The following is a 24,311-nucleotide window of genomic DNA, read 5'->3' on the forward strand; positions in this document are numbered from 1 at the left end:
CAATAGATCCGATCGGCGAGCGGAAACCAGTCGGTACCGCCCTGGAAAGCACGCCAGTTCGGCCGCCGCGCTGCTGGTCAGCGTCGGGGGAAATTCCGAGTAGGTCGCGGCCAACCCACACTTAGCATTTCGAGATGAACTGCTGACTAACCGACCGTCAAGGATTGCGCCGCGAGAACGAGATCGCGTAGGCGCCGTTGCGGACATCGACCATCGGATCGTCGGACTGCTCGATCCCGTCGGTGAGTTGACCCGGCAGGAACAGGAGCTTCTTTTGCGCCTCCTCACTGTTCGCCACGGCTTTGTCGATCGTCAGCACGCCAAGCTCGACCAGCTTGCGATCATCAGGCCAGGGCTTCGATGGGTCGTTGGTGGAGTCGCCCTCGGCAGCGAGTTGAGCCTTGAACCGGAAGGTCACCGGCCCCTGCTTCAATCGTGAGGGCAGCTCCTCCATCAGGAAGTCCGGCGTCATCTTCGCAGCCTCCGGCTTGTCCAGGTGCACGAGCTTCTCGGGAATCATCTGGTAGCGGACGGCCTGTCGCTGACCACCTTTGTTGACGAACACAAACGCATTGATGCCGAAGTAGGCCTCGTTAGCAAAGCTGTTCGGCGTGGCGACCGTGGCGAAGGCAGCTGGGACAGTGGGGTGGCTTGCCACGAACTGCTCAAACTTCGTCGGCTTGGCCGCGTCGGGCGGGCTCTGTGCGATTGCGACGAGCAGGTCGCGAAATTCCTCGCTGGTCGCGACGGGGAAGAATTTTAGCGAATTGATCACGATGTCCGTGTCGCTGCCGTCGGGCAGGTGAAATTTCACCGAGATGCCATGCGGATTGGCGTCATCCGATCCGTCGGGCAGATTTGGTACTCCCGTGGAGTCCGAGAACCGCACCGTCACCGGGATGTCGGTGCCGCGGAAATGCACGGCCTTGCTCAAGCCGGCAGCTTCCGGAGATGCCTTAAACTTCCCCTCGGCCACGACCCCCTTGGCGTGATTGGCACGGAATCCAGCGTGGACGCCGAATACCTTGTTCATCTGGTTGACGATCTGCTCCTCGACCGGCGCGTCCTCCGCTCGGGTGACAGCGGGCAAGGCCAGGCCAAACGTGACCAGCGCGGCGACGAAGTTGCGGTTCATCATCAGCGGCTTCTCCTCTAACGGATATTGCAGCATAGCAGCATAGCTAAGCAGACCAACAGGGGCCCTGTAACTCTAACGGACCTTTGACTGGTTGGCCCCGTCCTGTCGCGTAAGCTCAGCATGAGCGCACTGGGACGCACCGGCGATCACGGATCTGGGTGCGTCCCTGGCGCGGCTTGTTGGCTGCCACACAATTGAGGGGGGCCGAACGCAAAACCCTTTAGGTGTCTTACGGACGCAATCGTCCAAAATGTCGAGGGACAACTATGTTTGCCAGAATGACTATTGTGAGTGTCATTGCTTGCACTGCGGCCGCATTAACCGCGATTGACGCGTCTTCTTTAGGAGGGCCCGAGTTCTTTCTCCCCCTCGATGACGCGGCACAGGTTGCGGCACGAAACGTCTCGGTGAAGGCGGTCGATTACCGGGGCAGTCCGGCGCTCGAGGTTCGCCGCCTTGTCTCGGGCGCTGCTCCGGACATAGACACCTTTGCTTTCGTGCCCAGCTTTGACTTTCATAACGGCACCATCGAGATCGAACTTGCCGGTAGCCCACTTCCTGACGCGCCTCCAGGAGCGCGCGGATTCGTCGGGGTGGTGTTTCGGGTTCAGACAAGTGATGGGTCCTTTGCCACCGAGGGCATTTACGTGCGCCCGACCAACGGCCGTGCGGAGGACCAAGTTCGGCGCAATCACTCAACGCAGTACTTCGCCTATCCAGGTTACGACTTTGCTCGCCTCCGCCGCGAGGCACCGGGCCAATACGAGTCCTACGTCGACTTGAGTCCGGGCGAATGGACGCCGGTGCGCATCGAGGTAAAAGATAACACCGCAAGGCTGTTTGTGGGCGATGCTTCGCAACCAGCTTTGATCGTCAACGATCTGAAGCACGGACCGGACGCGCACGGCAGCGTTGGGCTCTATGTCGACAACGGCACTGATGGGCATTTTCGGAAGCTCCGCGTCCGGCGTACGAACTGACCTGTGGAAGTTGATACATCACCCTCCCTATTGCTCCGTTGCCAAAGAGCGCCTCAGCCGCCCTGATGTCTGCTTTCGCTGGGATTGTGTTGGCAGCTCGGTACGGCGGCGAGGAGTTCGCGCTTTTGCTGCCCAACACCGGCGCGGAGGGGTGCGTCGAGGTGAGTGAGCGAGTTCGGAAGGCGTTGCGCGAACTCAGCATGCTGCACGTGTGAAAAAGCACCGAAGTGGGACCCGGCTACGTGGAAGCCAACCTGTTGATCTAGTTCGTGAACTGACAGGCAACCTGGGTCCCGATCGGCACCGATCCGGACCCCACCCCGAGCGAATTTCCTTGTGCTACATCAAAGCATTGCGGTCGTCTCAGTGGGGGTCCCACTTCGGTGCTTATTCACACTCACGAACCCAGTCCTCTTTGCATAACTCGAAAGCTTCTGAGAAATTCTTTGCTTCGAAGGCTCTCCGGCAGGTGCACCTCATACCGGCCGAGCTCTTTGCATCCCTTTCGGATGCCGGCTTCCAGGTCGCAGCGGGGGACCTGGGCGAGAATATCACCACTGCCGGCCTGCACCTCGAGCGGATGCCGCTCGGGACGCTCATAGAACTTGGACCCGCTGCGATCGTGGAGCTGACTGGGCTCCGGACGCCCTGTATCCTCATCGACCGCTTCCAGGCGGGCTTGAAACGGGAGGTGCTCTCGTCGGCGGAGACGGGCCCTCCGTTCAAATGCGGGGTGCTGGGCGTGGTCAGGATCGGCGGTGCGGTCGCGTCTGGCGATAGCGCGCGGGTTCGGCTCCCGTCCTCGCCATTTGGCGCCTTGCCGGCGCTGTAGGACACTTCAGGAGGCGTTCACCCTCGCTCGTTCGCGCCTCGCGCCGACGTTCGCGATGGTCGCGCCGGCGCTTGGCTCGGTCAGTGGGCTGCCGCAGCGAAGGAACCTGCGTCACAGCGACTATCGCAGCCGGAGCCTCCTCGACCAAAGGCGCCTGGATCGGTTCGGTCGCAGCGGGCCGGCCTTCCATTAACTCGAGCACCGCCCGTCCTGGCAGTGATCTGCCATCCGCTGCTGATGCGTTCGACCGGCCCATGGGAAAAGATGTCGAGATCGGGCACCTGCGCGGCGAGGCGTTTGGTCCGGTCCGCCCAATCGCGGCCACTGGTCGCCAGGATGGCCATGTCGCGTTTGAGGTCCTCCATGACGGCGAATCCATCCGGATAGCTCACCAGGATCTTGAGGACCGTCACCTGGAAGTTCAGCCCCGGCTCCGGATCAGCGCCACATCGTGGGTGCACGTGACAGGGCGTCGTGGCCGACCAGCCTAAGGCCATCGAGCGAAACCTCGCCTCGGGTGGTAGCTTCCAGGATTTTCGAAGCGACGTGACTCATTTGCCAGCTTTGATCTCATCAACCGCACGGTCGATAAAGCCCTCCAAGGCGCCACGAACCTGGTCTTCATCAATAGGGACAGCTGCGGTTTTGAGATCGCTCATCACCTTGTGGATGATGTCATCGTCTCCGGGTTCCTCGAGGTCAACTACGACCACGGCATCTGCATAAGTTTCGGCGTCGCTCCCGGTCTTTCCTAGCTGAGCCGCCACCCACAGACCAAAAAGCTTATTTCGCCGGGCTATGGCTTTAAATCGCAAAGTCTCGTCGTGCGCGAACTTGCGTTCGAATGCCTCTCTGCGACTACTGAAGTCAGCCATTTTTCTCTTCTCCAATTGACAATCGAACGCTGGACGTGTGACCCGCAATTGCGGCGAGGGGAAGTGGTGAGCCACCACGTGCAGCATGGGCGGGTGGTTTTATTTGCCCCCAATGAATGCAACGACTCACGGAGGTCGCTGAAACGGCCCCCAAGTCAAGGCGCATCGTCCGAACGTACGATACCGCCTTCCCCTTCCAGTCGCTGGATTTGCCTTACGTCCTGCCGAGTGAATTTTAGTCGAACACCGGCACCCATGCCGTCCTGCTCATCAATAACGGCGACGCCGAAACTGTCGAAAGCGCGGATGATCGCGTCCACCTCAGCTGCCGAATCGAGGCGGGCACTGCCGTTCGCTTCCATCAGAGCAAGGGTTTCTGCCGGCATCCCGGCAGCTTGCGCGAAATTCTCACGATCGACTCCGGTTAGGGCCCGCGCTGCCGCGATTAGGCGTCCTGTCATTTTCGTGTTCATATGCGCCTCGCACTTCGATTTGAATAAGCACCCTCGCCAATGTTTGCAGATGCTCAGTACGCATTAGCGAGTTTGAATTGAACGAGCCTCGCCGGGAGGCGATGCTGCGCCGAGTGAGGTAAACTTGGCGTAATTCTCCAGACGTGTTTGACAGATCATCTGCAACAATCAAGGCGCCCCGAGGATCGATCGTCACTCCCACTGGCCGGTCAGGTGTCCTCCCGTAGTCGTTTAGAAAGCCTGACACGAAGTCGACCGGCTCGCCCGCGGGCCGTCCGTCGCGAAATGGCACGAAAACAACTTTGAAACCGACTGGCAAACGCTCCTTCGGCGAAGGGACCTCCCATGGCCGAAGTGGAGAATGCCAGGCCAAGCGCCGGACGAGAGCGTTGACAAAGCCGGTTAGCCACATTGCCAGGAGCACGAGGAAATAAAGGACTGCCCGGCTACCGCTGCCGAGAGCCGTCAAGGCCCAAAGCACGACGAAAGCGCCCGCGAACAATCCGCCAGCGATGAGCCATGACGAAAAGTTGGCCCATTGCACTTGAGCAGTCGACCAGTAGGCAAGATCGCTGAATAGCGCATCCAGGAAGAGAGGAAATGGAAAAGCGAGAAGAACCGCGTGAAGGGGGTGAATAGGCTTCGCATGAACCGAGGCAGACATAATAACCACAGCCTCACCTTTCGTGTCTGCGCCCGCGTCGAAGGTTGCCCAATACTATGACGCACGTGATGATTGTCAACGAACCGAAGTTTGACATCTGTCACGCACCAATAGTCATGGGCGCTGTCCTACTGGAGGCGGGGCTTCGAAGCTGTCGCATTCCTCCATTTCTGGGTCCAACGCTGTCGTCAGAAGCTCGGGTGCCCATCGTGGCGATTGGGAGCTTCCAACCCCGCTTCAGCGCGGCAATGCGGAGGCTGAAGCAAAGGGCCGCTCTAAAAAGTGCGGCCGGTGCAGGAGGAAGTTAGAGCCTATTGGCAAGCACGACGATGCCGGCTGCGAGCAGCGCCGCGACAGCATACAGCTCTGCGCGCAGCGCGACGGGGATATCTGCCCGCAGAACGTCCCGAGCCATTCCACCTCCGATGCCGGTCAGCATGCCGAGCAACGTTGCCATGACGGGATTGAGTCCGTGCGAAAGCGCCTTGTCCGCTCCGGACACCGCGAAGAGAGCCAGCCCGCCGGCGTCGATTACTAGGCCGTGTACCCATAAGCCGGGGGCGTGATGCGACTAAAACAATGTCTGCTTTGCCTATAGCGACCGCAGCGCAATAGGTCGCGATCGGCCACAAGCCTACATTGGCGATAGCTCAAAACGCCCCGAAGGCCCTGAGGGTGATCTAACGGCACGCTTGTTCACCATCAAGAGCGTGCGCTGTTTCTGGTATTCGACATCGCCCTTCGGCCGAAACCCGCATCGCGAGCAACAGCGACAGCTTTGGCACGGCTGCTGGCTCCGAGCTTTCCCAAGACAATTGAGACATGATTGCGGACGGTCTTCTCCGATATCTTCAGCCGGGCAGAGATGTCGGTATTATTCAAACCATGAGCTAGAAGTTCGAGGACATCACGCTCCCGCGCGGTCAAGTCATCGAACGACCCGGTGGGGCTGTCATGCGATGCATCGGGAAGGAACTCGTCGAGCTCATGCAGGAACTGTTTCCAGGCTGGGTCCGTGTCCAGCAGGATGTGATTGCGGCTCTCAAGCGGCACGAACCGCGCGTCAGGGATTAACGCTGCGACCTCGCGGCCCTCGTCAAAAGACAGCACCGCGCTTTGACGGGAATGAAAGACCAGCGTTGGACAGCGCAGGCTCGGCAGCAGGTCCTGCATGTCGCTCTCGACGAGGGTGCGCAGCAGCGCGACGCCATTCTCGGCAGACGTCGTCAGACGCAGCAGCTCATTGAAGGAACGAGTCTGTTCTGCAGTCGCGTCCGGAATGTGCAGCGAGGTCAGGAAGGTCCCGAATCCAGGGACGTCCTTCGGCCAGCCCATCTCGAATGCCTTGAGCTGGACCTGCATGTTCTCGACCCTCTCAGGCGGGGCCTTCGCTGTCAACGGGCCCGACGGCGATGTCCCGTACAGCACGAGCCGGTTGACGCGCTCAGGATTTTTCACCGCAAAGGGCAGCACGACCCGCGCGCCGCCTGACATGGCAAAGAGCGAGAAATCGCGGACGCCGGATGCACTGACGACCGCCTCGAAATCCTCAGCGAGCTTCTCGAAGGTGAACTCAACGCCCGTGCGGTCGGAAAGGCCGGTCCCTCGAAAATCGTAGCGGATCAGCGTGTGTCGCTTTGCAAGCGCGGATATCCAGGGGCGCCAGACCGGGCTGTCCCAATCGAAGTTGAGATGGTGGACGAAATGCGCGATCCACACCAGCGGAGGTCCGCTGCCACATGTCCCATAGGCGATGCGCGTGCCATCGCGGCTGGTGCAAAAACGGATCTGCTGCGAAGGCAACACGATGTACCACACGGGTTGTGTGGCATCGAATTATCATACCCGTGGTTAGACCGTCGAGGGCCATTCGCCAATGCTGCCGGGCCCAAAGTCCCGCAGGAAGGCACCAATCGGTGGCCGGATGCCGCGGCCTGCGGGTTCGAGGTGTTCACCCAGGAGACGTCCCCGGGCGACAAGCTCCCTGCCAGCTTGCATCCGGCGGCGTTGGTACGCGGCCAATGCGTCATCGACGTTTCCTTTGGTGAGTTCATCGACTAGCGTGGAGGCATCCTGTGCGGCTTTGGTGACACTGGTGCCGACATGCGGGCGCGCCACGAAAGCCGCATCGCCCACCAGCACGACACGGCCGAACGACATGCGCGGAGATTCGAGATCATAGATGGCGGAAAGAACCGGTTGCTGAACGCTGGCGACCAGTTCGGCAAGCTGAGGCGCCAGCAATGTGTGGGCGCTGAGCTTGAGTTCGGCAACTACCTCTTTTCGAATAAGAGGGGGCGGTATCGAATCGCCATGACAAACTCCGGACGCATCGGTGCACCACTCCCGCAACTTCGAAGCGTAGCCGGCCGGGCGAAACCAGACGAACATGCATCTGCGGCCGCCGGCTGGGTCACGATCGGCGATCGGGACCGAAAACGCGAGTTCACCGTCCGGCAGACAGAACACCATGTGCTGGAGCGCGCGGGCGCGCCATTGCGACGGGATGCTGCCTTCGTCGACGATGCCTCGCCAGGCGGCATAGCCGACATAGCGCGGAGCGATCTCGGGCACATACTGCCCGCGCACCGTTGAACGAATACCATCCGCCCCGATCAGCAGATCGGCTTCGAAGCGCGCGCCATTTTCGAATTCGGCAACGACACCCCCCTCCTTCAGTTCGCATCGGGTGAGCGACATTCCTCCGTGGTAGGGTCCGGTCGAGTACGTTTGCCTGAGAGCGCCGTAGACCCGGTCCCATGCCGTGGTCACTTCCTGCACCGGCACCTTGCAGATCGACTCACCGCTTCGGGCGACGCAGACGTGCGAATGCACCTCTGTCCACATCGACCTGTCGATTCGGATTCCAATCTGGCGCATGACATTGAACAAGTCGGCCTGCGCACCAAGCCCGGCCCCTCGTTCGGCGAGATCGCCGCGCGCGCGTTCAAAAATGTCGACATCCCATCCGATGGTTCGAAGAAGGTTTGCCGCGAACAGCCCGCTCAAGGAGCCGCCGATCACCAGGGCGCGCGGTTTGCTCATCTTAAGGGCTCCGGTTGGACCCAGTATCAGTCGATCTTGAGACCTGTGGTGTCGATCAGTTGCTTCCAGCGGGTATTTTCAGCCTTGATGAATGAGGCGGCTTCATCTGGAGTACCTCCGACCGGAATTGCTGCGAGGTCGGCCAGGCGCCTGGCGACGTCAGGGAGCGCCAGGATTTCGGCGATTGCGGCTGAAAGCTTTGCGGCGATCGCGTCCGGCGTTTTTGGCGGAGCGACCATCACAAACCATTCTACATGAGCGAACCCGGGCACGACCTCTGAAATCGTCGGAACGGCAGGCTCCTGTGGCAGCCGCTCCGGCGTTGTAACGGCGAGAAGCCTGAGCTTACCCTCCTTGATGCTGCCCGCGACGTTGCCGTAGAGGTCGATCATCATGTCGATATGACCGCCCATTAGATCATTCATCGCCGGCGCCATGCCTTGATAAGGCACGTGGACCAGTCGAATGCCGGCAGCCTTCATCAATTGCTCGGTAGCGAGATGCGGCGTGCTGCCTATTCCCGGCGATCCGAACGTGAGTTTGCCGGGGTTGGCCCTAGCATGAGCGAGCAACTCGCCAAGATTTGACGCCGGCACTTTGGGATTGATGACGAGCACCGTCGGGAGCTTGACCATCAGGCTCACCGGCACGAACGCGTTCGGGTCAAAGTTCAAATGGGTCCGAAGGTGACCGCTGACCACAAGAGGCCCCGGAGGTGAGGCCAGCAGCGTGTATCCGTCGGGATCCGATCTTGCCACGGCCTCGGCACCGAGGTTCTGAGCGGCCCCGGGCCTGTTCTCGATGATGACGGGCACGTTCCATTTCGCTGACAGCTTGTCAGCGACGATCCGGGGCACGACGTCCAGCAACGGACCCGGCGGTACCGGCACGATGATCTTGATCGTGCGATGGGGAAAATCCTCGGCCGCGATCGCCCCGCCAGGCGTGGTCGCAATCGTGCACATGGCCGCAACAAGATAAGTGGCGATTGAAGAACGGACGAGGTGGCTCATTGATCGTCTCCTCCGGGTAGCCATGCAACGCAGCAACCAATGAAGGGATACTCGAGCCCTATCCGGAAGTTGTCATGGGGCTAATGTCCCGGGAATCGCTCAAAACCCGAGCCCAGCTTCCCGAAATTCAGGATCGAGATCGTGGATCCGGTCAAGCTGGAATGTCATTCTCGACGGCTTTGACAGAGATTGAGGGCTGGCTGATGTTCGCTCCCGTCCCTAGTCTAAGCGCCGTAAAAGACTCGGGCCAGGAGCGTTGCGTTTGGCCGGTCTGCCGTGATTCAACTCTCGACTGGAGGCTCGAATCATGCGCTACGAACTCGCCGACCATGAATGGACCGCCATCAAGCCGATGCTGCCGAACAAACCGCGTGGCGTTCCTCGAGTGAACGTCAGACGGGTCCTGAACGGCATCTTCTGGGTCCTCCGATCAGGAGCCCTCTGGCGTGATCTGCCGACGGCGTTTGGCCCATACACCACTTGCTACAACCGCTTCGTCCGCTGGCGGCGGGCCGGTATTTGGGGCCGCATCATAGACGCACTTGCCGCTGCACACGATGCCGCTGTCCAGATGATCGACGCCCCCCTTGTCCGTGTACATCAGCATGGAGCCTGCATCGCACGAAACCAGCGCCAATTGATGGGGAGGTCACGCGGCGGCTTGACGAGTAAAATTCATGCGGTAGTCGATAGCAATGGTCTGCCGGTACGGCTGGCGCTTAGCCCTGGCGAGGCCCATGACGTTCGACTTGCCGGAAAACTTCTCTCTCGTCTGAAATCCGGGTCAATGTTGCTGCCGACCGTGGCTATGACGCGGACTGGATCAGGGAGCTTGCCATGAAGAAGGGCGCGTGGGCCAACATTCCGCTGAAAAGCAACCGCAGCGATCCGATCTGCTTCAGCCCCTATCTCTACGTGCTCGCAAACCAGGTCGAGCGGTTCTTCAACAGGATCAAACATGTCGTCGGGTGGCGACGCGCTAGGACAAGTTGGCCGCCAACTACCTTGCCTTCGTTCAGCTCGCGTCAATCAGGCTATGGCTGCGTCTTTATGAGCCCACGTCCTAGTACAGCGCTCGAACGGCGCACCACTGCGCAGGGAAAGAAGAGCGTGATCCCGCCGGCGGCCAGCGGTACGGCGAGGTAACGCCAGTCGTCATTGCGCCCGGCGGAACCGCCCTAATCAGGATATCGCGAGTGATCCCGCCCGTGTTCGCCGCCACGAACGACAGCACAAGCACACCGAACAGGTCCAGCTTGCGCTTGACGCCAGCGATTGCTCCGCCAAGTCGAAGACGAACGTACCTGCAAGGTCCAAGAAATAGGGTAGTGCCTGCAAGACCTGCTTGCTCGCCTGTCAAATCAATCCTAGTATAGAGACCCCTTCTTTAGACGCAGCGTTCGTTTGATGTTGATCGGCTCCGCCGCCATCAAGCTGCCTATCAAGCCGGCCCCCGACCACAGGCGTCACTGCGCACATCCGCCTTCGCCGGCTTTACAGGGAGGAACTCGCCGATTCGGATATTTGAACCTCATGGCTCAAAGGAGGCACAGCCAGAACGTCCACATCGACGGACCGCAGAGTTTCCTCCGTTACGCTGCCGATGAATGCTCGGAGCAGTCCCGTCCGGCTGTGCGTACCCATCAAGAGCAAGTCTGGCTGCTCTTCCGAAACAGCCCGAGCGATAACTTGCATCGGCACACCCTCCGTGACACGCAGAGCCCAGGGTCGACCGTCAAAGCCATTCGCAACCAGAAACTTACTCAGCTCCTCCATTGCTCGTTCGCGCTCGTTCTCCACATATCCGCTGACGATGGAGGGGTCCGCACCAGAGGTCTTCAGGCGTGCTTTTCCCACTGCCGAGAAGGCGTGAAGCAGCGATGTCCGGTCGTCTCTAAGAAATCCGGCGGACAGGCCGATTCGGATCGCATCGGCCGATGTATTTGACAGATCCGTCGGCACCAAAACGCGCTCGTACTGCCGCTGGGCCTCGTTGTTCACCATCAAGACCGGATACTTGCCTCCACGAATTACACGCTCGATTGTGGTGCCCGTGAAGATATCGCGCAGAAACTGCTTACGATGGGCTCCCATTACAACCAGATCCGCGTCGACCGCTGCAGCCGTTCGCAGTATGCCATCAAAGGGATGGCCCTTGACCACGATTGGATAGCAATGAATGTTTTGCAACTCCGGCATGGCCGCGATCTGCTCAACCAACATCCGCTGCGCCTCACGCTCTTCGATGCGGACCAGTTCCGTTGGCTGATCCTCGTCGACGACATGAACAAGGTGCAGTTTTGCATCAGGGGAGCGCACCAGGAGGCCGGCCTGCCGCAGAGCGCGATTGGACCGCGTCGAGAAATCTGTCGCGGCGACGATGTTCATGTCAGACTCCTTATGGTTGCGAACGGCCGCGAGAACAATGGCTTGCCAAGTCGACCAGCAACTGGGTTCTGTTGCAAAGGGCCTATGATGCTGCTGCGGGCGAGCCCCAGTCGTCTGATCCAGAAATTTGGCCTGGACCGACGATCTAGAGTCGACAAGGAGAAGACATCGCGCACCGCGAGCATGCGGAGTACAATATCTTTCTATCTCATAAGCAACTGTTGTATGCGGTGACGGGAGGTGAACCTCCTAAGGTCACCTTTTAGGATCGTGGGGAATTAGCGCTCGGCGGCGAGCGAAAGCCTGGCGGAAACCATCGGGATCTGAAATCCAGATGAACATGACCCATGAAGTCAGGACGAGCAGCGCGAAGAACACCGACATAAGAAGCTCCTGGCTTTAGTTGCAGAACTAATAAGGTACCGTCCCGGACGATGTGGAATCGCCCGGGTTACCGGCGGATCTGCAGCTTGGTCCTATAAAGCCGGGTTCGTAGCGTTGTGGTCATAACTGCCTCTGTTTGCGGTGCGGCCTAGTTGCGAGCGCGGCGTGGACTGAGTTCGGGGCTGATTGCCTCCGATCAGGCGGCCAATCTGCGAAGACTTCGGCGAACTCGCTTACTGCTCATGTAATTAGAAGTGGGCATGCGATGCAGGAATCCAATGCGACATTTAGCCTGGATTGACCGACTTGCCGGTCAAGGAACCTGCTGCAGAAATCGAACGCCTCGCGTTAATCGCCCTCTGGTCCATGAGCCTGCGCACTCTGTTCGGCGGTATCGCGAAATCGCGCCGCACCGACCAATACGGTCAATGCAATAGGCGTGGTTACGACGCCCAGCCCGATGATCAGGATTTCGTGCAGCACGGGCCGGCTCTGAAGTACCGAAAAGCAAACGATTGAAGCAGCTGCAACGAATACGGTGCCGAGCGTTGTCCCGAGCGTCGGCGCGTGGACCCGCTCATAGAATGTGCCGAACCGCAAAAGGCCGAGCGAACCGACCAGTGTGACGACGGCGCCAGCAAAAACGAGAAGTGCCGTGAGAGCAGCAGCCCAGGGCGGCAGGTGTTCGATGCCGTTCATTCGATCACCTCGCCGCGCAGCAGAAACTTCGCCAGCGCAACCGTACCCACGAAGCCGAAGAGGGCCATGGCCAGAGCAGCCTCGAAATAGAGCGTTTGGCCGGATCGAATCCCGAACGTCAGAAGCAACAACATAGCGTTCACGGACGACGTGTCGAAGCCCACAACGCGATCCTGTGCTCGCGGCCCGCGAAGGATGCGAACCGCGCCACATCCGATAGCTAACACTAGGAGTACCTGCGCGGCGGCAAGCGCGTAGATCAGCAGAAGCTGGCTCATTCGAATATCTCCAGCAGATGGCGTTCGTAGCGCTGCTTGATCGAGCGGATCCACTCAGCTTCGTCGACCAGATCGAGAACATGAATCATCAGCAAACCCTTCTCTGCATCGAAATTCACCCACAGCGTTCCGGGCGTCGAGGTGATGATGCAAGCCAACATGGCCAGTCCGTAGGGATTGCGCATGTCTAGCGGAATGTTCACGAACCCGGATTTTCGCTGCCGGCGCCCAAAGCCGAGAATGATCCGGCCAACCGCCAAGTTGGAGCGGATGATATCAATCGCCACCAATCCCAGCAGGCGTAGAAGGACGCCGGGTCGCCTGACGCGCGTGCTTGGTAGCTCCAGCACGGTGAGAAACCGCCCGCCGACGAGCGCGATCACGCAGCCGAGGAGGACATGTCCGATCGTGACTGCCTGATTGAGCAGTAGCCACAATGCGAGAAGACAGAAGCTCACCCGCGGAAAAGGCAGGAATCGCGTCATTCGCCACCCACCTTTCGGCTGCCTCGGACGCTGATCTCCAGGACGTCGTTGACGTAGCCCGCCGGCGCGTGCAGCGATTGCGCCGTTGCCTGCATGAAGCGCATCACCGGACCGGCGAGCACGGTCTGCGCCGCGCAAATGATCAACAGGAACATGATGGGCGCCATCTCGATCAAGCGCACACGCGGCACGGTGCGATCTGGCGAGGCCCAGAAGGAGCGGATACCTGCTCGGGTCAGCGCGACCAACGCAGCAAAACTCGATACGAGGAGCGCCAACAGGAGCGCCCATCCACTGCCGGGAACGGCACCGCCCGGATGCATGTCTGAAGGACGAAGCGCCGCCGTAAGCAGCGCGAATTTGGCTATGAACCCCGACAGCGGCGGGAGCCCGGCGATGACCAGTGCGCACCCGATGAAGGCGACGCCGAGCAACCCCATCGTGGCCACAATGGCCGTGCCGACTTCCTCTCCGGTATCGTCCGCACCATCGTCTTCTCCGTAAGCTTCTCGCGTGACGGCGATCACGTCAGCTCCGGGTTCGCGGCCGCGCTCGATGAGTTCGGCCAGAAGGAAGAACGCGCTGATGCCGAGGGTCGAGCTGACCAGGTAAAATAGTGCTCCACCGGTGACACTGACTTGCCCGGTCCCCGTGGCTGCCAGCACGGTTCCGGAGGATACGAGCACCGAAAAGCCGCCGAGACGGGCGGTGTCCTGGGATGCCAATGTGCCGATTGCTCCGAAGGCGATCGTCGCCACCCCGCCCCACAACAGCCAGTCACTGCCGAAGCCCGCTGATGCGCCGCTGCCCTCACCGAAAAGCAACAGCGATAGACGCAGGATGATATATACGCCGACCTTGGTCATGATCGCAAAGATCGACGCCACCGGTGGACTCGCGGCTGCGTAGGCCGTCGGCAGCCAGAAACACAGAGGCCACATGCCGGCCTTGAGCAGGAAGGCCACGGCCAGCATGCCGGCGCCTGCTTCGAGCAAACCGCGGCTCTCCGCAGCGATTGCAGGTATTCGCGCCGAGAGGTCCGCCATATTGAGCGTCCCGGTGACGCCATAGATCAGGCTGACCCCGATCAGGAACAATAGAGACGCGACCAGATTCACGACGATGTAGTGCAACCCAGCCTTCACCCGTGCGAGACCGGAACCATGCAGCAGAAGTCCGTACGAAGCGGCCAGCAACAACTCGAAGAAGACAAACAGATTGAAGAGATCGCCGGTCAGGAAGGCACCATTGAGGCCCATCAACAGAAATTGAAAGAGCGGATGAAAATGCGCGCCTTTCCGGTGCCAACGGGCAAGAGAGAACACAACCGACGCCAACGCCAGGATGCTGGTCAGAAGCAGCATGAGCGCGGAGAGCCGATCGAGAACGAGGACAATTCCGAACGGAGCAGGCCAATCGCCCAGGTGATAGACTTCCCTGATTCCGGGGTGATCCGAATCAGACATTCCGAGCAAGATCACCGCGACACAAACGAGTGCAACCGTTCCGGCGACGTTGACCGCAGCCACGATGTTGCGGTGCCGCTCTCCATTCAAGAGCAGCATGCCTGCGCCGGCAAGCAGGGGCAGGACGATCGGCGCAACAACCAGATTTGCGATTCCGCTCACGCCTCGGGCTCCTGACCGTCGACGTGATCGGTGCGAGCCAGGCCGCGCGACGCGAGGAGAACGACAAGGAACAACGCCGTCGTCGCAAAACCGATGACGATTGCAGTCAGTACGAGCGCCTGTGGCAGCGGGTCAGCATGTTTCGTTGCATCGCCGATCTCCTTTGCGATCAGCACCGGCGCTCCCGTCCGCACCCGTCCCATGGCCACGATGAAGAGATTGACGGCGTAAGAGAGCAACGAAAGCCCGATGATGACTTGAAACGTGCGCGGCCTGAGGATCAGCCACACTCCCGACGCCGTAAGCGCACCTATGCCGATGGCCAGGCTAAGCTCCATTACACCAACTCCTCTTTCGCTCGCTCATCGGGCGGGCGTTGCCCCGCCAGGAGCGGCACGCCATAGCGACGCAGCGATTGATGCGCGATTGCGATGAGCATCAATACCGTGGCGCCGACGACGAGCGAGAACACACCGATATCGAAGAGAAGAGCGCTGGCCGTGGGGACGCGACCGAGCAGAGGCAGTTCGGCATATGCAAAGTACGAGGTCAGGAAGGGGTGTCCGAAAACGCAGGCGGCAGCTCCCGCTGACCCTGCGAGCAAGAGGCCGAAACCCATCCAACGCACCGGCATGACGTGAAGACGAGCTTCCACCCACACCGTGCCGCGAGCCATATACTGCAGGATGAACGCCGTTGCCATTGCGATGCCGGCGACGAAGCCGCCGCCCGGAAGGTCGTGCCCACGCAAGAGAAGGAAAATGGCCACGACGCCGATCACGGGAAACAGCAAGCCCATCATCAATGCTGCAGTAGCCAGCGTGTCCTTGGCAGTGTCGCCCTTCTGTCGATCGGGATGAGCCTCGTCGTGGGCATCCTGGGCATGCTGCTGTTCGGGAACGGGAATGCTTTCGGGTGCCGGACGGAAACGGCGCAAAAGCGCAAAGACGGTCAGTGCGACCACCGCAAGCACGGTGATCTCGCCAAGCGTGTCGAACCCGCGAAAATCCACCAGGATGACGTTCACCACGTTGGTTCCGCCCCCCTTCGTGTAGGCGTTTTCCACGAAGTATCGCGAAATGCTGTGATTGTCCGGGAGCTGCATGGCCGCCAGCGCAAGCGTGGCCAAACCGAGCCCGGCGAGGAACGCGATGGAGAAGTCGCGAACGCGGTGCCACCGAATGCTGTCGGGCGCCTCGGCCGCGCCTGGTCGCGCAATGCGTTTCGGCAGCCACCGCAAGCCGAGCAACAGGAGAACCGTCGTAACCGTCTCAACGACGATCTGCGTCAGCGCGACGTCGGGAGCGGACAGCCAGACGAAGCTGACGCAGGTGACGAGACCTGCGGTCCCGAGCAGTATCAGCGCGACCACCCGATGAAATTTCGCCTGGACCGCGGCCCCGATGGCACAACCAACGCCCACCACCCAGAGTAGTCCAAAGACAAGGTCGAATCCCCTCCCTGACGGTCCCGTCAGCGAGAGGCCGCGGGCGTAGAGGGGGAGCAGGGCAGCCACGAACGCCACGCCCGCCAACACTCTCAATTGTGGTTGGAGATGTCTCGTTCCGAGATTGGTGGCGAGCCATCGTGCAAGCCGCCAGGACAATGTCACCAACACCCAGTCAAAGATCCGCTTGCCATTGATGCGACCGAGCAAGGGCGGTCCCTCATGCGCGAGCAGGTAGGAGCGCAGCATGACGTACACACCCAACCCGCCGACCATCGCTACGATGCTCATCAGAAATTCAGGCGTAATTCCGTGCCAGAGACGAAGGCTGTACTCCGGCATCGCGGAGCCGAGAACCGCCCGAGCAGCCGTATCGAGGATCGGCGCCACTGTGAGAGCTGGCGCGACACCGACGATGAGGCATGCCAGCACGAGCAGTTCGGCCGGAAGTCGCATCAACAGGGGCGGCTCATGTGGAACGCGTGGCAAGCCGGCTGGAGCCGGGCCGAAGAACACGTCGCGAATGAAGCGCAGCGAATAGGCAACCGTGAACGTGCTGGCGAGCGTGACGATGTACGGCAGCGCCTGATCGACGAGGGAATTGTCATGGACCTCGATTGTCTCGGCAAAAAACATTTCCTTCGACAGAAAACCGTTCAGCAACGGCACTCCGGCCATTGCCGCGGCAGCCACCATGGCCAGCGTCGCCGTAATCGGCATGAAGGCCCATAGCCCGCTAAGGCGGCGGATGTCGCGCGTGCCGGTTTCGTGATCGATGATGCCGGCCGCCATGAACAGCGATGCCTTAAAGGTCGCGTGGTTCATGATATGGAAAATCGCCGCGATCTGCCCGAATGGGGTATCGAGTCCGGTCAAAAGCGTGATCAGTCCGAGATGACTGATCGTCGAGTAGGCCAATAGCCCCTTCAGATCCTGCTGGAACACGGCGAGAAACGCGCCCAGAAAAAACGTGATCAGGCCGATCGAGCCCACCAGCCACAGCCATTCATTCGTTCCACCCATTGCCGGCCAGAGCCGCACCAGAAGGAACACTCCGGCCTTCACCATTGTTGCCGAATGGAGATAAGCGGAAACGGGAGTTGGAGCGGCCATCGCGTGCGGCAGCCAGAAATGAAACGGGAATTGGGCGCTTTTTGTGAGAGCGCCGAGAAGGATCAGAACGAGTGCGGGGACATAAAGCGCGTGCGAACGGATCGCGTTTCCGGAAGCCAGCACCTGCTCCAGGTCATAGCTGCCGACGATGTGCCCGATCAGCAGCACGCCGGCGAAGAGGCAAAGCCCACCCGTCGACGTGATCACCAGCGCCATCCGCGCACCGTCTCTCGCCGCCGCGTTGTGGTGCCAGTAACTGATCAGCAGGAATGAAAAGAGACTGGTCAGCTCCCAGAAAAAAACCAGTTGGAGCAGGTTGCCGGAGAGCACGATTCCCAACATTGCTCCCATGAAGGCGAGCAGCAGGGAGAAGAACCGCGGAACGGGATCACTGGGTGACATGTAGTAGCGGGCATACAGCACAACCAGAAAGCCGATGCCGGTGATCAGCATGGCAAAGGCCCATGCGAACCCGTCAAGCCTCAGTACAAATGCGAGTCCAAGTTCAGCGATCCAGTCCGTTCGCCAGCCGACAACGCCGCCATTCGTCACGTTTGGATATGACGCGCCGATGAGGCAAAAAGCTGTAAGTGCGACCGCTCCAGCGAGCCATGCCTCAGCGTTGCGTGCATTGACCCGCAAGAGTGCCGCAATAAAGCTTCCTGCGAAAGGAAGGACGAGAACGGCAAGCAGGAACATTTGCGTTCATTGCCCCAGGCTGCGAGGTGGAGAGATGCTTTCGCTGATCCTCAATTGCTTAGCCGAGGCGGATCGATATCTCCACTGCTAGATTTAACGCCATTGTGATGGTTTGACCGGAAACCGCCATTCCGGCGGACACTGGCTCCGCAAATTGAGCGGTTCAGATCCAGTGTGGAAAGGTGCCCGTCGCAGCGGCAACGACGGCCGCAAGAGCGCCCAGCAACGCATAGAATCCGCAGAGCGCGATCACCCGCCAGCCACTCATCTCGACCGGCTCGGTGTCCTCAGCTGGGCTGACCTCGGAGCGGTAGCGCATGTCATGGCGCCCGTTCAGTGTTCCATCGCAGGTGCAAACGATCGACGCAGACTATAACAATGGTTCTGTAGAACTACGGCTCACATTCACGTCAAACCGCCGCCTAGGCCTACCGGTGTGACAAGAGCGATCGCCTGCAGCAACGCCAGCCTGGCCATCCCACGCGATGTAATCTTCGACGCATGTTCTTACGCAGCCAGGTAGACCGCGTGATTGTCCGACCCTCTCACTCCAACGACGCTTCTTTGTCCCTCCCGATAGTTCGCGTGTACAGGTGCTGTGCGGTTTCGTCGCAATGTTTCCAGGGAAATGAACCACTATAGTCAGAGCATCATGGCTTATGTCATCGACATTGATGCGCGCACCGCGCGTTTTGCTCTTCACGCCGGCCGCCTCCAAGCAGGCGGTTAGCCGGGCGGTGTTCGCGCCGTCCGGGCTCTTTTCCAGCTTTCGTGACCTCCACTCGAGAGGTCGTCTTGAAGCAGAAGGAGTGCGCCGTGCTGCCTCTTCCAAAAATCGCACTGACCTCATCAGACTATCCGCGGCTCGAACGGCTCGCCCGCCTCGCCGTCCAAAAAGGAGATTTGGACGGGATATTCCTCATGGGCGAAATCAACCGCGCCGATATCGTCGCGGACGAATCGGACAACGTCCGTCCTTTCGTGACGATCGGATCATGGGCCACCCATTGCACGAATTGGGGCGTTCCGCGTCGCACCGTGCAACTGGTCTGGCCTGAGGAGTGCTGGTCGGATCCCGCCCGCATTTCAGTATTGACTCCTCTGGGCGCGGCTTTGATCGGACTGCAGGTCGGCGATCAGATGCCGTACTCCATCAACGGATGCCTGAATCTTGTCCGTGTCCAAAACGTAACGAAATCGGACTCGAAGGTAGTCCCACTCTTCCGGCGAGGGGCGAGGCGGTCAGATAATTCGTTCGAAGATGACCCCGGACCAACTGCAGCATAGGAGCCATCAATGTGCAATTTCGGAGTTGAGGGGCCGCGCGAGCAGCTCGCGTTGCCGCCGATCAAGATCACTGAGGACGAATCACGACGTCTCAGTTCATTGGCCAATTCGAGCATGGATCTATTTCCGCGAGTCGCCCATTTTCTGGCCCGAGAAATGGAACGTGCCACGGTGACGGACGAGGTCAATTTGGAAGGCGTGATCAGGATGGGCTCGAAAGTGACCTATCGCGATGACGAGACGGGTGCGAGTCGAGAGATCGTGCTCGTCTATCCGCATGAGGCAAACATCGAGCTCAATCGGGTCTCAGTCCTGACGCCTGTAGGAGCGGCCTTGATCGGCCTATCGCCGGGGCAGCGGATCGACTTCGAGACGCCCCATAAGCGTACTAGAGCCCTAACCGTTCTTGCTGTTTCCGAATAAGCCTCGTACGCTACGTCAAGGCGCTCATCGTCGCGAAAGAGCTCGGCAAAAAATCGCAAAGGCGCCGACCGGCGCCAGCCATTCCGGCTTATGAGAAAGGGCCAGCCCGATGGCTGGCCCTTCAAGTATATTATGTCGGCCGTCAGTAACGAGAAGCCGACGCGGCGCCCCAATTGAACCGATAGTTCAAGCCGGCCTTGATGGTGTGCTCGTCATTGCGGAAGCCGACGGCGGTAACAACACCAGCGGCGCTGGTGAAGAGAGCGTTCCGCGTGCCGAAGTCGTAGTACTGGTATTCGACCTTGCCCGACCAGTTCTGGGCGAACATGTATTCGAGACCACCGCCTACGGTGTAGCCGTCGCGACCACCGCCGTTGTTGGTGAAGGTGCCGCCGCCGAAGCCGTTCGTAAGGCGGGAGTCAGCCCAGGCATAACCGCCTTTGACGTACACCATCGCCGGACCCCAGGTGTAGCCGAGGCGACCGGTGACCGAACCGAGCCCACGGTTGACGAAGGGATTGTTATTGGTGTCGAGGAAGCTGTAGTTCGCTTCAATGCCCAGCACCCAGTTCGGTGAGAACTGATGGTCGTAACCGACCTGCGCGCCGCCCATGAACACACCATCGTTGCTGCTGGTGCCGGTGAAGCCGGGGGCCAGAATGTTGTTGCTGCCGCCGAAGGCGCCGCCGACGTGACCGCCGATGTAAAAGCCGGTCCAGTTGTAAATCGGCGATGCCTCCATCGGTGGGGCTTTGGTGTAAGGACGCGCGGCCATATCAGCTGCCGATGCTGTACCCGCTAGGGCGGCAAATGCGACAGTAGCGAGAAGGAACTTTTTCATTTCGAGTCTCTCAGTTTAAACAGGTGTGCCAAACGCTACCCCAACTCACCGGATTTGCTGTAGCGCGCCAGACACACCTGGGCGATCAGCCTGATGAACGGTCTGGTCATTTGTTATTTCGGGAACCATGTAGGTCCGCAACCGGGCGTCTGAGCTATAAGTTCCGCGATCCCGTCATCGCGAAGGTCTGATCATTTGTGCATTCCAAAGCTCCGGCATGATCCGCGACTTTTTGTGCCGTTCATACTGGAAGCTCATCGACCTGGGACGTCGCATCTTGGCCCTAAGCCGAACAGCGCCTGAACCGCCGTGATGTCCGCTGTCGCTGGGATATTGTTGCAAAAGTCGTTTTTCGCCGATGACCAAAATTCCGCGGGCCGTGGCCGCGACTTTCGCGTACAAGATGCGGGGGACCTCACGGCCTCACGCAAGATTCACAGGCGACTTAGGTAACGCGATTGAGGTCATACGAATCAGCGATCGCTCGCTGCGTAGTGGTTTCGCGAAAAATCTTAAGCCCTGCAACTTTCGACTTGTGCAACACAATCGCTGGTAAACCCGACGCCGAGCTGACCGTGGACTGTTGGCGGCTTGTGACCCCTCAGCGGACCTAACGAGGCACGCCTTTGCGTAGCCGGCTCTCAGGAACGATGAGAACCTCACGTACTTGATATTGGGAAGTTTACGGATATTCTGACCGAAATGTTTAGCCTTTCCAAGCAGCCGATAAAGATGCGCGAGGTGGACGACCTGCACGACCGGGCCGTGCAACTCGCGGCAGACACCTACCGGCTGAATTTGTTCAATCAGCTTACGGGGCGAACGACCCCCAAGGGACCATCTGTCAGCGATAGTGAACTCACCGAAGCCATACGCCAAAGCTTCACGCAGGTGAGCGATGCGCGGTTCCGAGAAATGATCGTACTATCGACCGACGCTGCCCTCGAAGCCTACGACAGGATTGTATCTGCTGCCTCCAAGTTTTCCCGTTGCCGGCTCTCCAACTGATCGCCCGCTCGCGGTGCCGATAGCGAAGCTGGTCGGAAAGCCAGAGCCCGAACTAGTCCTCGCAACGCGCTCGCCAAACGTCGGCTCTTGGCCCGTAGCTGACCTGCCGCGCGCAGCCGGTAGAGGACCGCTTGTGACCCTGGCTGTGTGAAAACGCCGGGCCTGCTATGATTCCTGCACTGAATCGGCGGGGGCTGGCATGGCTCGTTTCGTTCAAGGAGCTGATCGCGGGCAATCTACTTTGTTGCCGGAATGCCTGGACGACTGGGTTGCAGATGACAATCCGGTTCGCGTGATCGACGCCTTCGTTGCAGCCCTCGATCTGGCTGAACTTGGGTTCGGTGGCGTTGAGCCTGCCGGCACAGGTAGGCCGTCGTATCATCCGGCCGCGCTCTTAGGGCTCTACATTTACGGTTATCTCAACCGTGTCCATTCGAGCCGCCGGCTTGAGCGTGAAGCTGGCCGCAACGTCGAAGTGATGTGGCTGCTCGCCAGGCTTGCGCCCGATCACAAAACGATTGCCGATTTCCGCAAGGACAATGGTCCCGGCATCAAAAAGGTCTGCGCGCGCTTCGTCGAGGTGTGCCGCAAGATGGGCTTGCTCGCGACAGCCAGCGTTGCGATCGACGGCAGCAAATTCAAAGCAGTCAATGATCGCGATAAGAACTTCACGCGCGGCAAAGTCGAGCGGCGGCGCACGCAATTGGAGGAGAGTGTTGCGCGCTATCTCGCTCAGCTCGATACCGCCGACCGGCAGGAGCCGTCGGAAACACTGGAGCTAAAAAAGACGCGGATCAAAGAACGGCTCAAAAATTTGACCGTTGAAATGGCGAAACTCGCGGCGATCGAAAAACAGGTTCTGGCGTCGCCCGATCAGCAGATATCGTTCACTGATCCCGACAGCCGTTCGATGGCCACGAGCGGCCGTGGTTCTGGCGTCGTCGGCTACAACGTGCAGACGGCGGTCGATACAGAAAACGATCTGATCGTCGCGCACGAGGTGACAACAAGCGGCTCAGACCGGTCGCAACTTGCAAGCATAGCCCGGCAAGCCAAAGCCGTTCTTGAGGCCGACACGCTCGATGTTGTCGCCGATCGCGGCTACTTCAAGGGTGAAGAAATCGTGGCGTGCGAGCAATCTGGCATCACGGTGACTTTGCCCAAGCCGATGACATCGGGTGCGAAGGCTTCGGGACGCTTCGGCAAACAGGACTTTGCTTATCTGCCAAATGAGGATGTTTATCGTTGCCCTGCCGGTGAGAAACTCAAATATTATTATACCAACTACGAAGACGGCCAGAAGCTGCGCAACTATTGGACGAACGCCTGCAAAACCTGTCCACTCAAATCGAACTGCACGCCGAGCCCACAACGCCGTATCAAGCGATGGGTGCACGAGGACGTTCTCGAACGCGCTCAGGCGCGGCTCGACAAGAATCCAAACGCCATGCGCACACGCCGCGAGACCGTCGAGCATCCGTTTGGCACACTGAAGATGCGCATGGGCGCGACGCACTTCTTGTGCGTGACGCTGCCGAAAGTTGCGACCGAGATGGCGCTGTGCGTGCTCGGCTACAATCTGACACGCGTGCTGAACATCGTCGGGATGAAACCGCTGCTGGCGGCGGTGAGGGCGTGATACGGGCGTTGCCGCGCGCCGTTGCGGTTCATGGGGCGCGTAAAAGAGCCCCGACATTGCCTCAGGATGAGTTCTGGTCGAGCGGCCCTAAAACTTGCCCAAATTGATCGGACCGCGATAGCCTGAGTTCGACCGCGCCGGTCCGCGTCATGCAACAGCGTTTTTACACGACCAAGACCCAGAGCAGACGTCGTCTAAGACAGGTTGCTGGCAACCACATCGCTCTGTAAACTTACTCTTGTTGCTACAGCAGGGGTGCCCCATGAACAGGCGTTTTGCACTCGGATTGTCTGCGACCGCATTCATTTCAGTTGTCGCATTTTCCAACGTTAGCTTTTCCCAAGCAAGATCGCTCCAAGAACAGTTGATCGGCACTTGGATTTACGAGTCCAGCAAAGCTACGCGCGAGGATGGCAGTCCCATCGCGCGACCGAAGCTCCAAGGGGCCGTGACATATACCCCGGAGGGCCGCTTCCATTTCATAACAGTGCGCTCTGATGCCCCCAAATATGCATCTGGCGACTCTGCACGACCATCCCAAGAGGAGGCTATGGCTATCGCGTCAGGCGTCGTTGCTTACACCGGAACGTATACCGTTGATGAGAGTACGAAGACGATACACGTCAACATCGAAACAAGTTCATTCCCCAACTTGGTAGGCGCACCAAATCAGCGCCGGATCGTCACGTCCATCGGCGACGATGAGTTGACGTTCACGAATCCTCGGACGCCAGCAGGAATTACGCTAGAACTTGTCTTCAAACGCGCAAGGTGAGACTGAGCTACGCTCTATCCGCTTCTGGCCCGCAGCGGACCAATCCGGGAGCATGAGCGCGAAGGCTGCTTTTGACCCTGGCTGTGTGAAAACGCCATTGCGCTGTTATGATTCTCTCGATGATTCTCGGGAGAGAATTAATGAGGCGCTTCATTGAAGAGGCGGATCGTGGGCAGTCGACGCTGCTGCCCGAATGC

Annotated in this window: 25 protein-coding genes and 3 pseudogenes; 9 read left to right on the forward strand and 19 right to left on the reverse strand. The window is 59.7% G+C overall.

Translation table 11 applies throughout. The annotated features are described in order from the left end of the window. Window positions 1-157: 157 nt before the first annotated feature. Complete coding sequence (locus C7G41_RS28440; protein ID WP_106945649.1) at window positions 158-1,138, reverse strand: catalase family peroxidase; 981 nt, start codon at window positions 1,136-1,138, stop codon at window positions 158-160. Window positions 1,139-1,404: 266 nt separating this feature from the next. On the opposite strand from C7G41_RS28440, the gene C7G41_RS28445 reads away from it, so the two are divergent. The 3 genes and pseudogenes from C7G41_RS28445 (at window position 1,405) to C7G41_RS39045 (ending at window position 2,950) form a co-directional block, all read left to right on the forward strand. Beyond that, entirely contained in the window at window positions 1,405-2,118 is a 714-nt protein-coding gene (locus C7G41_RS28445; RefSeq protein ID WP_106945628.1) for a hypothetical protein, read from the forward strand. Window positions 2,119-2,156: 38 nt separating this feature from the next. Beyond that, window positions 2,157-2,327: pseudogene (locus C7G41_RS28450) on the forward strand (diguanylate cyclase domain-containing protein); the annotation flags it as partial. A gap of 260 nt (window positions 2,328-2,587) precedes the next feature. Continuing rightward, entirely contained in the window at window positions 2,588-2,950 is a 363-nt protein-coding gene (locus C7G41_RS39045) for an MOSC domain-containing protein (RefSeq protein ID WP_373681165.1), read from the forward strand. A gap of 6 nt (window positions 2,951-2,956) precedes the next feature. Here the strand turns inward: C7G41_RS39045 and C7G41_RS28460 are convergent. The 8 genes and pseudogenes from C7G41_RS28460 to C7G41_RS28495 all read right to left on the reverse strand — a co-directional run bounded on the left by C7G41_RS28460 (window position 2,957) and on the right by C7G41_RS28495 (window position 9,020). Continuing rightward, window positions 2,957-3,375 (reverse strand): annotated as a pseudogene (locus C7G41_RS28460) (hypothetical protein). A 126-nt stretch (window positions 3,376-3,501) separates the two neighbouring features. Then, the gene (locus C7G41_RS28465) at window positions 3,502-3,825 is read right to left on the reverse strand and encodes a DUF1476 domain-containing protein (protein WP_106945651.1); all 324 of its coding nucleotides are present in this window, start codon (window positions 3,823-3,825) and stop codon (window positions 3,502-3,504) included. A 155-nt stretch (window positions 3,826-3,980) separates the two neighbouring features. Continuing rightward, complete coding sequence (locus tag C7G41_RS28470; protein ID WP_106945629.1) at window positions 3,981-4,298, reverse strand: hypothetical protein; 318 nt, start codon at window positions 4,296-4,298, stop codon at window positions 3,981-3,983. Next, the gene (locus tag C7G41_RS38815; protein ID WP_306768055.1) at window positions 4,234-4,962 is read right to left on the reverse strand and encodes a DUF2231 domain-containing protein; all 729 of its coding nucleotides are present in this window, start codon (window positions 4,960-4,962) and stop codon (window positions 4,234-4,236) included. Before C7G41_RS38815 ends, C7G41_RS28470 begins: the two co-directional genes overlap by 65 nt. Before the next feature lie 304 nt (window positions 4,963-5,266). Next, window positions 5,267-5,494 carry a trimeric intracellular cation channel family protein gene (locus tag C7G41_RS38360; RefSeq protein ID WP_306768057.1) on the reverse strand — a complete coding sequence of 76 codons (228 nt, stop codon included), beginning with the start codon at window positions 5,492-5,494 and terminating at the stop codon, window positions 5,267-5,269. A gap of 170 nt (window positions 5,495-5,664) precedes the next feature. Beyond that, on the reverse strand, window positions 5,665-6,780 hold the full coding sequence (locus C7G41_RS38820) for an alpha/beta fold hydrolase (RefSeq protein WP_106945630.1): 1,116 nt from the start codon (window positions 6,778-6,780) through the stop codon (window positions 5,665-5,667). Between the two features lie 33 nt (window positions 6,781-6,813). Continuing rightward, window positions 6,814-8,007 carry an FAD-dependent monooxygenase gene (locus C7G41_RS28490; protein WP_106945631.1) on the reverse strand — a complete coding sequence of 398 codons (1,194 nt, stop codon included), beginning with the start codon at window positions 8,005-8,007 and terminating at the stop codon, window positions 6,814-6,816. Window positions 8,008-8,033: 26 nt separating this feature from the next. Then, a complete protein-coding gene (locus C7G41_RS28495; RefSeq protein ID WP_158268037.1) occupies window positions 8,034-9,020 on the reverse strand; it encodes a tripartite tricarboxylate transporter substrate binding protein in 987 nt (328 codons plus the stop codon). A 307-nt stretch (window positions 9,021-9,327) separates the two neighbouring features. Between C7G41_RS28495 and C7G41_RS28500 the strand changes: the two are divergent. Further along, window positions 9,328-10,087, forward strand: a pseudogene (locus tag C7G41_RS28500) (IS5 family transposase). On the opposite strand, the gene C7G41_RS38375 reads toward C7G41_RS28500, so the two are convergent. From C7G41_RS38375 to C7G41_RS37445, 9 genes are all read right to left on the reverse strand, one after another. Continuing rightward, on the reverse strand, window positions 10,084-10,260 hold the full coding sequence (locus C7G41_RS38375; protein ID WP_306768058.1) for a hypothetical protein: 177 nt from the start codon (window positions 10,258-10,260) through the stop codon (window positions 10,084-10,086). The pseudogene C7G41_RS28500 and the gene C7G41_RS38375 overlap by 4 nt on opposite strands. Before the next feature lie 254 nt (window positions 10,261-10,514). After that, window positions 10,515-11,408, reverse strand: a complete 894-nt coding sequence (locus C7G41_RS28510; RefSeq protein ID WP_106945633.1) for a universal stress protein — start codon at window positions 11,406-11,408, stop codon at window positions 10,515-10,517. Between the two features lie 732 nt (window positions 11,409-12,140). Beyond that, window positions 12,141-12,491: a monovalent cation/H(+) antiporter subunit G gene (gene mnhG, locus C7G41_RS28515; protein ID WP_106945634.1), complete on the reverse strand. Its 351-nt coding sequence runs from the start codon at window positions 12,489-12,491 to the stop codon at window positions 12,141-12,143. Next, window positions 12,488-12,769, reverse strand: a complete 282-nt coding sequence (locus tag C7G41_RS28520) for a K+/H+ antiporter subunit F (protein WP_106945635.1) — start codon at window positions 12,767-12,769, stop codon at window positions 12,488-12,490. The genes mnhG and C7G41_RS28520 overlap by 4 nt, the downstream gene beginning before the upstream one ends. Further along, window positions 12,766-13,254: a Na+/H+ antiporter subunit E gene (locus C7G41_RS28525; protein ID WP_106945636.1), complete on the reverse strand. Its 489-nt coding sequence runs from the start codon at window positions 13,252-13,254 to the stop codon at window positions 12,766-12,768. Before C7G41_RS28525 ends, C7G41_RS28520 begins: the two co-directional genes overlap by 4 nt. Then, window positions 13,251-14,882, reverse strand: a complete 1,632-nt coding sequence (locus C7G41_RS28530; protein ID WP_199198656.1) for a monovalent cation/H+ antiporter subunit D — start codon at window positions 14,880-14,882, stop codon at window positions 13,251-13,253. The genes C7G41_RS28525 and C7G41_RS28530 overlap by 4 nt, the downstream gene beginning before the upstream one ends. Beyond that, window positions 14,879-15,220 carry a Na+/H+ antiporter subunit C gene (locus tag C7G41_RS28535; RefSeq protein WP_106945637.1) on the reverse strand — a complete coding sequence of 114 codons (342 nt, stop codon included), beginning with the start codon at window positions 15,218-15,220 and terminating at the stop codon, window positions 14,879-14,881. The genes C7G41_RS28530 and C7G41_RS28535 overlap by 4 nt, the downstream gene beginning before the upstream one ends. Beyond that, window positions 15,220-18,141 carry a monovalent cation/H+ antiporter subunit A gene (locus C7G41_RS28540; protein WP_106945638.1) on the reverse strand — a complete coding sequence of 974 codons (2,922 nt, stop codon included), beginning with the start codon at window positions 18,139-18,141 and terminating at the stop codon, window positions 15,220-15,222. Before C7G41_RS28540 ends, C7G41_RS28535 begins: the two co-directional genes overlap by 1 nt. 163 nt (window positions 18,142-18,304) lie before the next feature. After that, the gene (locus tag C7G41_RS37445; protein WP_158268038.1) at window positions 18,305-18,460 is read right to left on the reverse strand and encodes a hypothetical protein; all 156 of its coding nucleotides are present in this window, start codon (window positions 18,458-18,460) and stop codon (window positions 18,305-18,307) included. 476 nt (window positions 18,461-18,936) lie between these two features. On the opposite strand from C7G41_RS37445, the gene C7G41_RS28545 reads away from it, so the two are divergent. Both C7G41_RS28545 and rnk read left to right on the forward strand, forming a co-directional pair. Further along, window positions 18,937-19,428: a GreA/GreB family elongation factor gene (locus C7G41_RS28545; RefSeq protein ID WP_106945639.1), complete on the forward strand. Its 492-nt coding sequence runs from the start codon at window positions 18,937-18,939 to the stop codon at window positions 19,426-19,428. Between the two features lie 9 nt (window positions 19,429-19,437). Then, window positions 19,438-19,851 carry a nucleoside diphosphate kinase regulator gene (gene rnk / locus C7G41_RS28550; protein ID WP_245446735.1) on the forward strand — a complete coding sequence of 138 codons (414 nt, stop codon included), beginning with the start codon at window positions 19,438-19,440 and terminating at the stop codon, window positions 19,849-19,851. A gap of 142 nt (window positions 19,852-19,993) precedes the next feature. On the opposite strand, the gene C7G41_RS28555 is transcribed toward rnk, so the two are convergent. Beyond that, window positions 19,994-20,692: an outer membrane protein gene (locus C7G41_RS28555; RefSeq protein WP_106945640.1), complete on the reverse strand. Its 699-nt coding sequence runs from the start codon at window positions 20,690-20,692 to the stop codon at window positions 19,994-19,996. Window positions 20,693-21,394: 702 nt separating this feature from the next. On the opposite strand from C7G41_RS28555, the gene C7G41_RS28560 reads away from it, so the two are divergent. From C7G41_RS28560 to C7G41_RS39050, 3 genes are all read left to right on the forward strand, one after another. Continuing rightward, complete coding sequence (locus C7G41_RS28560; protein ID WP_245446737.1) at window positions 21,395-21,700, forward strand: hypothetical protein; 306 nt, start codon at window positions 21,395-21,397, stop codon at window positions 21,698-21,700. A gap of 199 nt (window positions 21,701-21,899) precedes the next feature. Beyond that, window positions 21,900-23,339, forward strand: coding sequence for an IS1182 family transposase (locus C7G41_RS28565; RefSeq protein WP_106945641.1), 1,440 nt, complete (start codon window positions 21,900-21,902; stop codon window positions 23,337-23,339). Window positions 23,340-23,601: 262 nt separating this feature from the next. Beyond that, a complete protein-coding gene (locus C7G41_RS39050; RefSeq protein WP_146159808.1) occupies window positions 23,602-24,114 on the forward strand; it encodes a lipocalin-like domain-containing protein in 513 nt (170 codons plus the stop codon). The last annotated feature ends 197 nt before the right edge of the window (window positions 24,115-24,311 follow it).

Origin of the sequence: Bradyrhizobium sp. MOS002, from assembly GCF_003020115.1 — a bacterium.
Taxonomy (GTDB): domain Bacteria; phylum Pseudomonadota; class Alphaproteobacteria; order Rhizobiales; family Xanthobacteraceae; genus Bradyrhizobium.

Bases quoted from the DNA above. Each gene is read 5' to 3' on its own strand.
- C7G41_RS28440 (WP_106945649.1), bottom strand. From the start codon at position 1,138: ATGATGAACCGCAACTTCGTCGCCGCGCTGGTCACGTTTGGCCTGGCC.
- C7G41_RS28445 (WP_106945628.1), top strand. From the start codon at position 1,405: ATGTTTGCCAGAATGACTATTGTGAGTGTCATTGCTTGCACTGCGGCC.
- C7G41_RS28465 (WP_106945651.1), bottom strand. From the start codon at position 3,825: ATGGCTGACTTCAGTAGTCGCAGAGAGGCATTCGAACGCAAGTTCGCG.
- C7G41_RS28470 (WP_106945629.1), bottom strand. From the start codon at position 4,298: ATGAACACGAAAATGACAGGACGCCTAATCGCGGCAGCGCGGGCCCTA.
- C7G41_RS38815 (WP_306768055.1), bottom strand. From the start codon at position 4,962: ATGTCTGCCTCGGTTCATGCGAAGCCTATTCACCCCCTTCACGCGGTT.
- C7G41_RS28490 (WP_106945631.1), bottom strand. From the start codon at position 8,007: ATGAGCAAACCGCGCGCCCTGGTGATCGGCGGCTCCTTGAGCGGGCTG.
- C7G41_RS28495 (WP_158268037.1), bottom strand. From the start codon at position 9,020: ATGAGCCACCTCGTCCGTTCTTCAATCGCCACTTATCTTGTTGCGGCC.
- C7G41_RS28510 (WP_106945633.1), bottom strand. From the start codon at position 11,408: ATGAACATCGTCGCCGCGACAGATTTCTCGACGCGGTCCAATCGCGCT.
- mnhG (WP_106945634.1), bottom strand. From the start codon at position 12,491: ATGAACGGCATCGAACACCTGCCGCCCTGGGCTGCTGCTCTCACGGCA.
- C7G41_RS28520 (WP_106945635.1), bottom strand. From the start codon at position 12,769: ATGAGCCAGCTTCTGCTGATCTACGCGCTTGCCGCCGCGCAGGTACTC.
- C7G41_RS28525 (WP_106945636.1), bottom strand. From the start codon at position 13,254: ATGACGCGATTCCTGCCTTTTCCGCGGGTGAGCTTCTGTCTTCTCGCA.
- C7G41_RS28535 (WP_106945637.1), bottom strand. From the start codon at position 15,220: ATGGAGCTTAGCCTGGCCATCGGCATAGGTGCGCTTACGGCGTCGGGA.
- C7G41_RS28540 (WP_106945638.1), bottom strand. From the start codon at position 18,141: ATGTTCCTGCTTGCCGTTCTCGTCCTTCCTTTCGCAGGAAGCTTTATT.
- C7G41_RS37445 (WP_158268038.1), bottom strand. From the start codon at position 18,460: ATGCGCTACCGCTCCGAGGTCAGCCCAGCTGAGGACACCGAGCCGGTC.
- rnk (WP_245446735.1), top strand. From the start codon at position 19,438: ATGTGCAATTTCGGAGTTGAGGGGCCGCGCGAGCAGCTCGCGTTGCCG.
- C7G41_RS28555 (WP_106945640.1), bottom strand. From the start codon at position 20,692: ATGAAAAAGTTCCTTCTCGCTACTGTCGCATTTGCCGCCCTAGCGGGT.
- C7G41_RS28560 (WP_245446737.1), top strand. From the start codon at position 21,395: ATGTTTAGCCTTTCCAAGCAGCCGATAAAGATGCGCGAGGTGGACGAC.
- C7G41_RS28565 (WP_106945641.1), top strand. From the start codon at position 21,900: ATGGCTCGTTTCGTTCAAGGAGCTGATCGCGGGCAATCTACTTTGTTG.
- C7G41_RS39050 (WP_146159808.1), top strand. From the start codon at position 23,602: ATGAACAGGCGTTTTGCACTCGGATTGTCTGCGACCGCATTCATTTCA.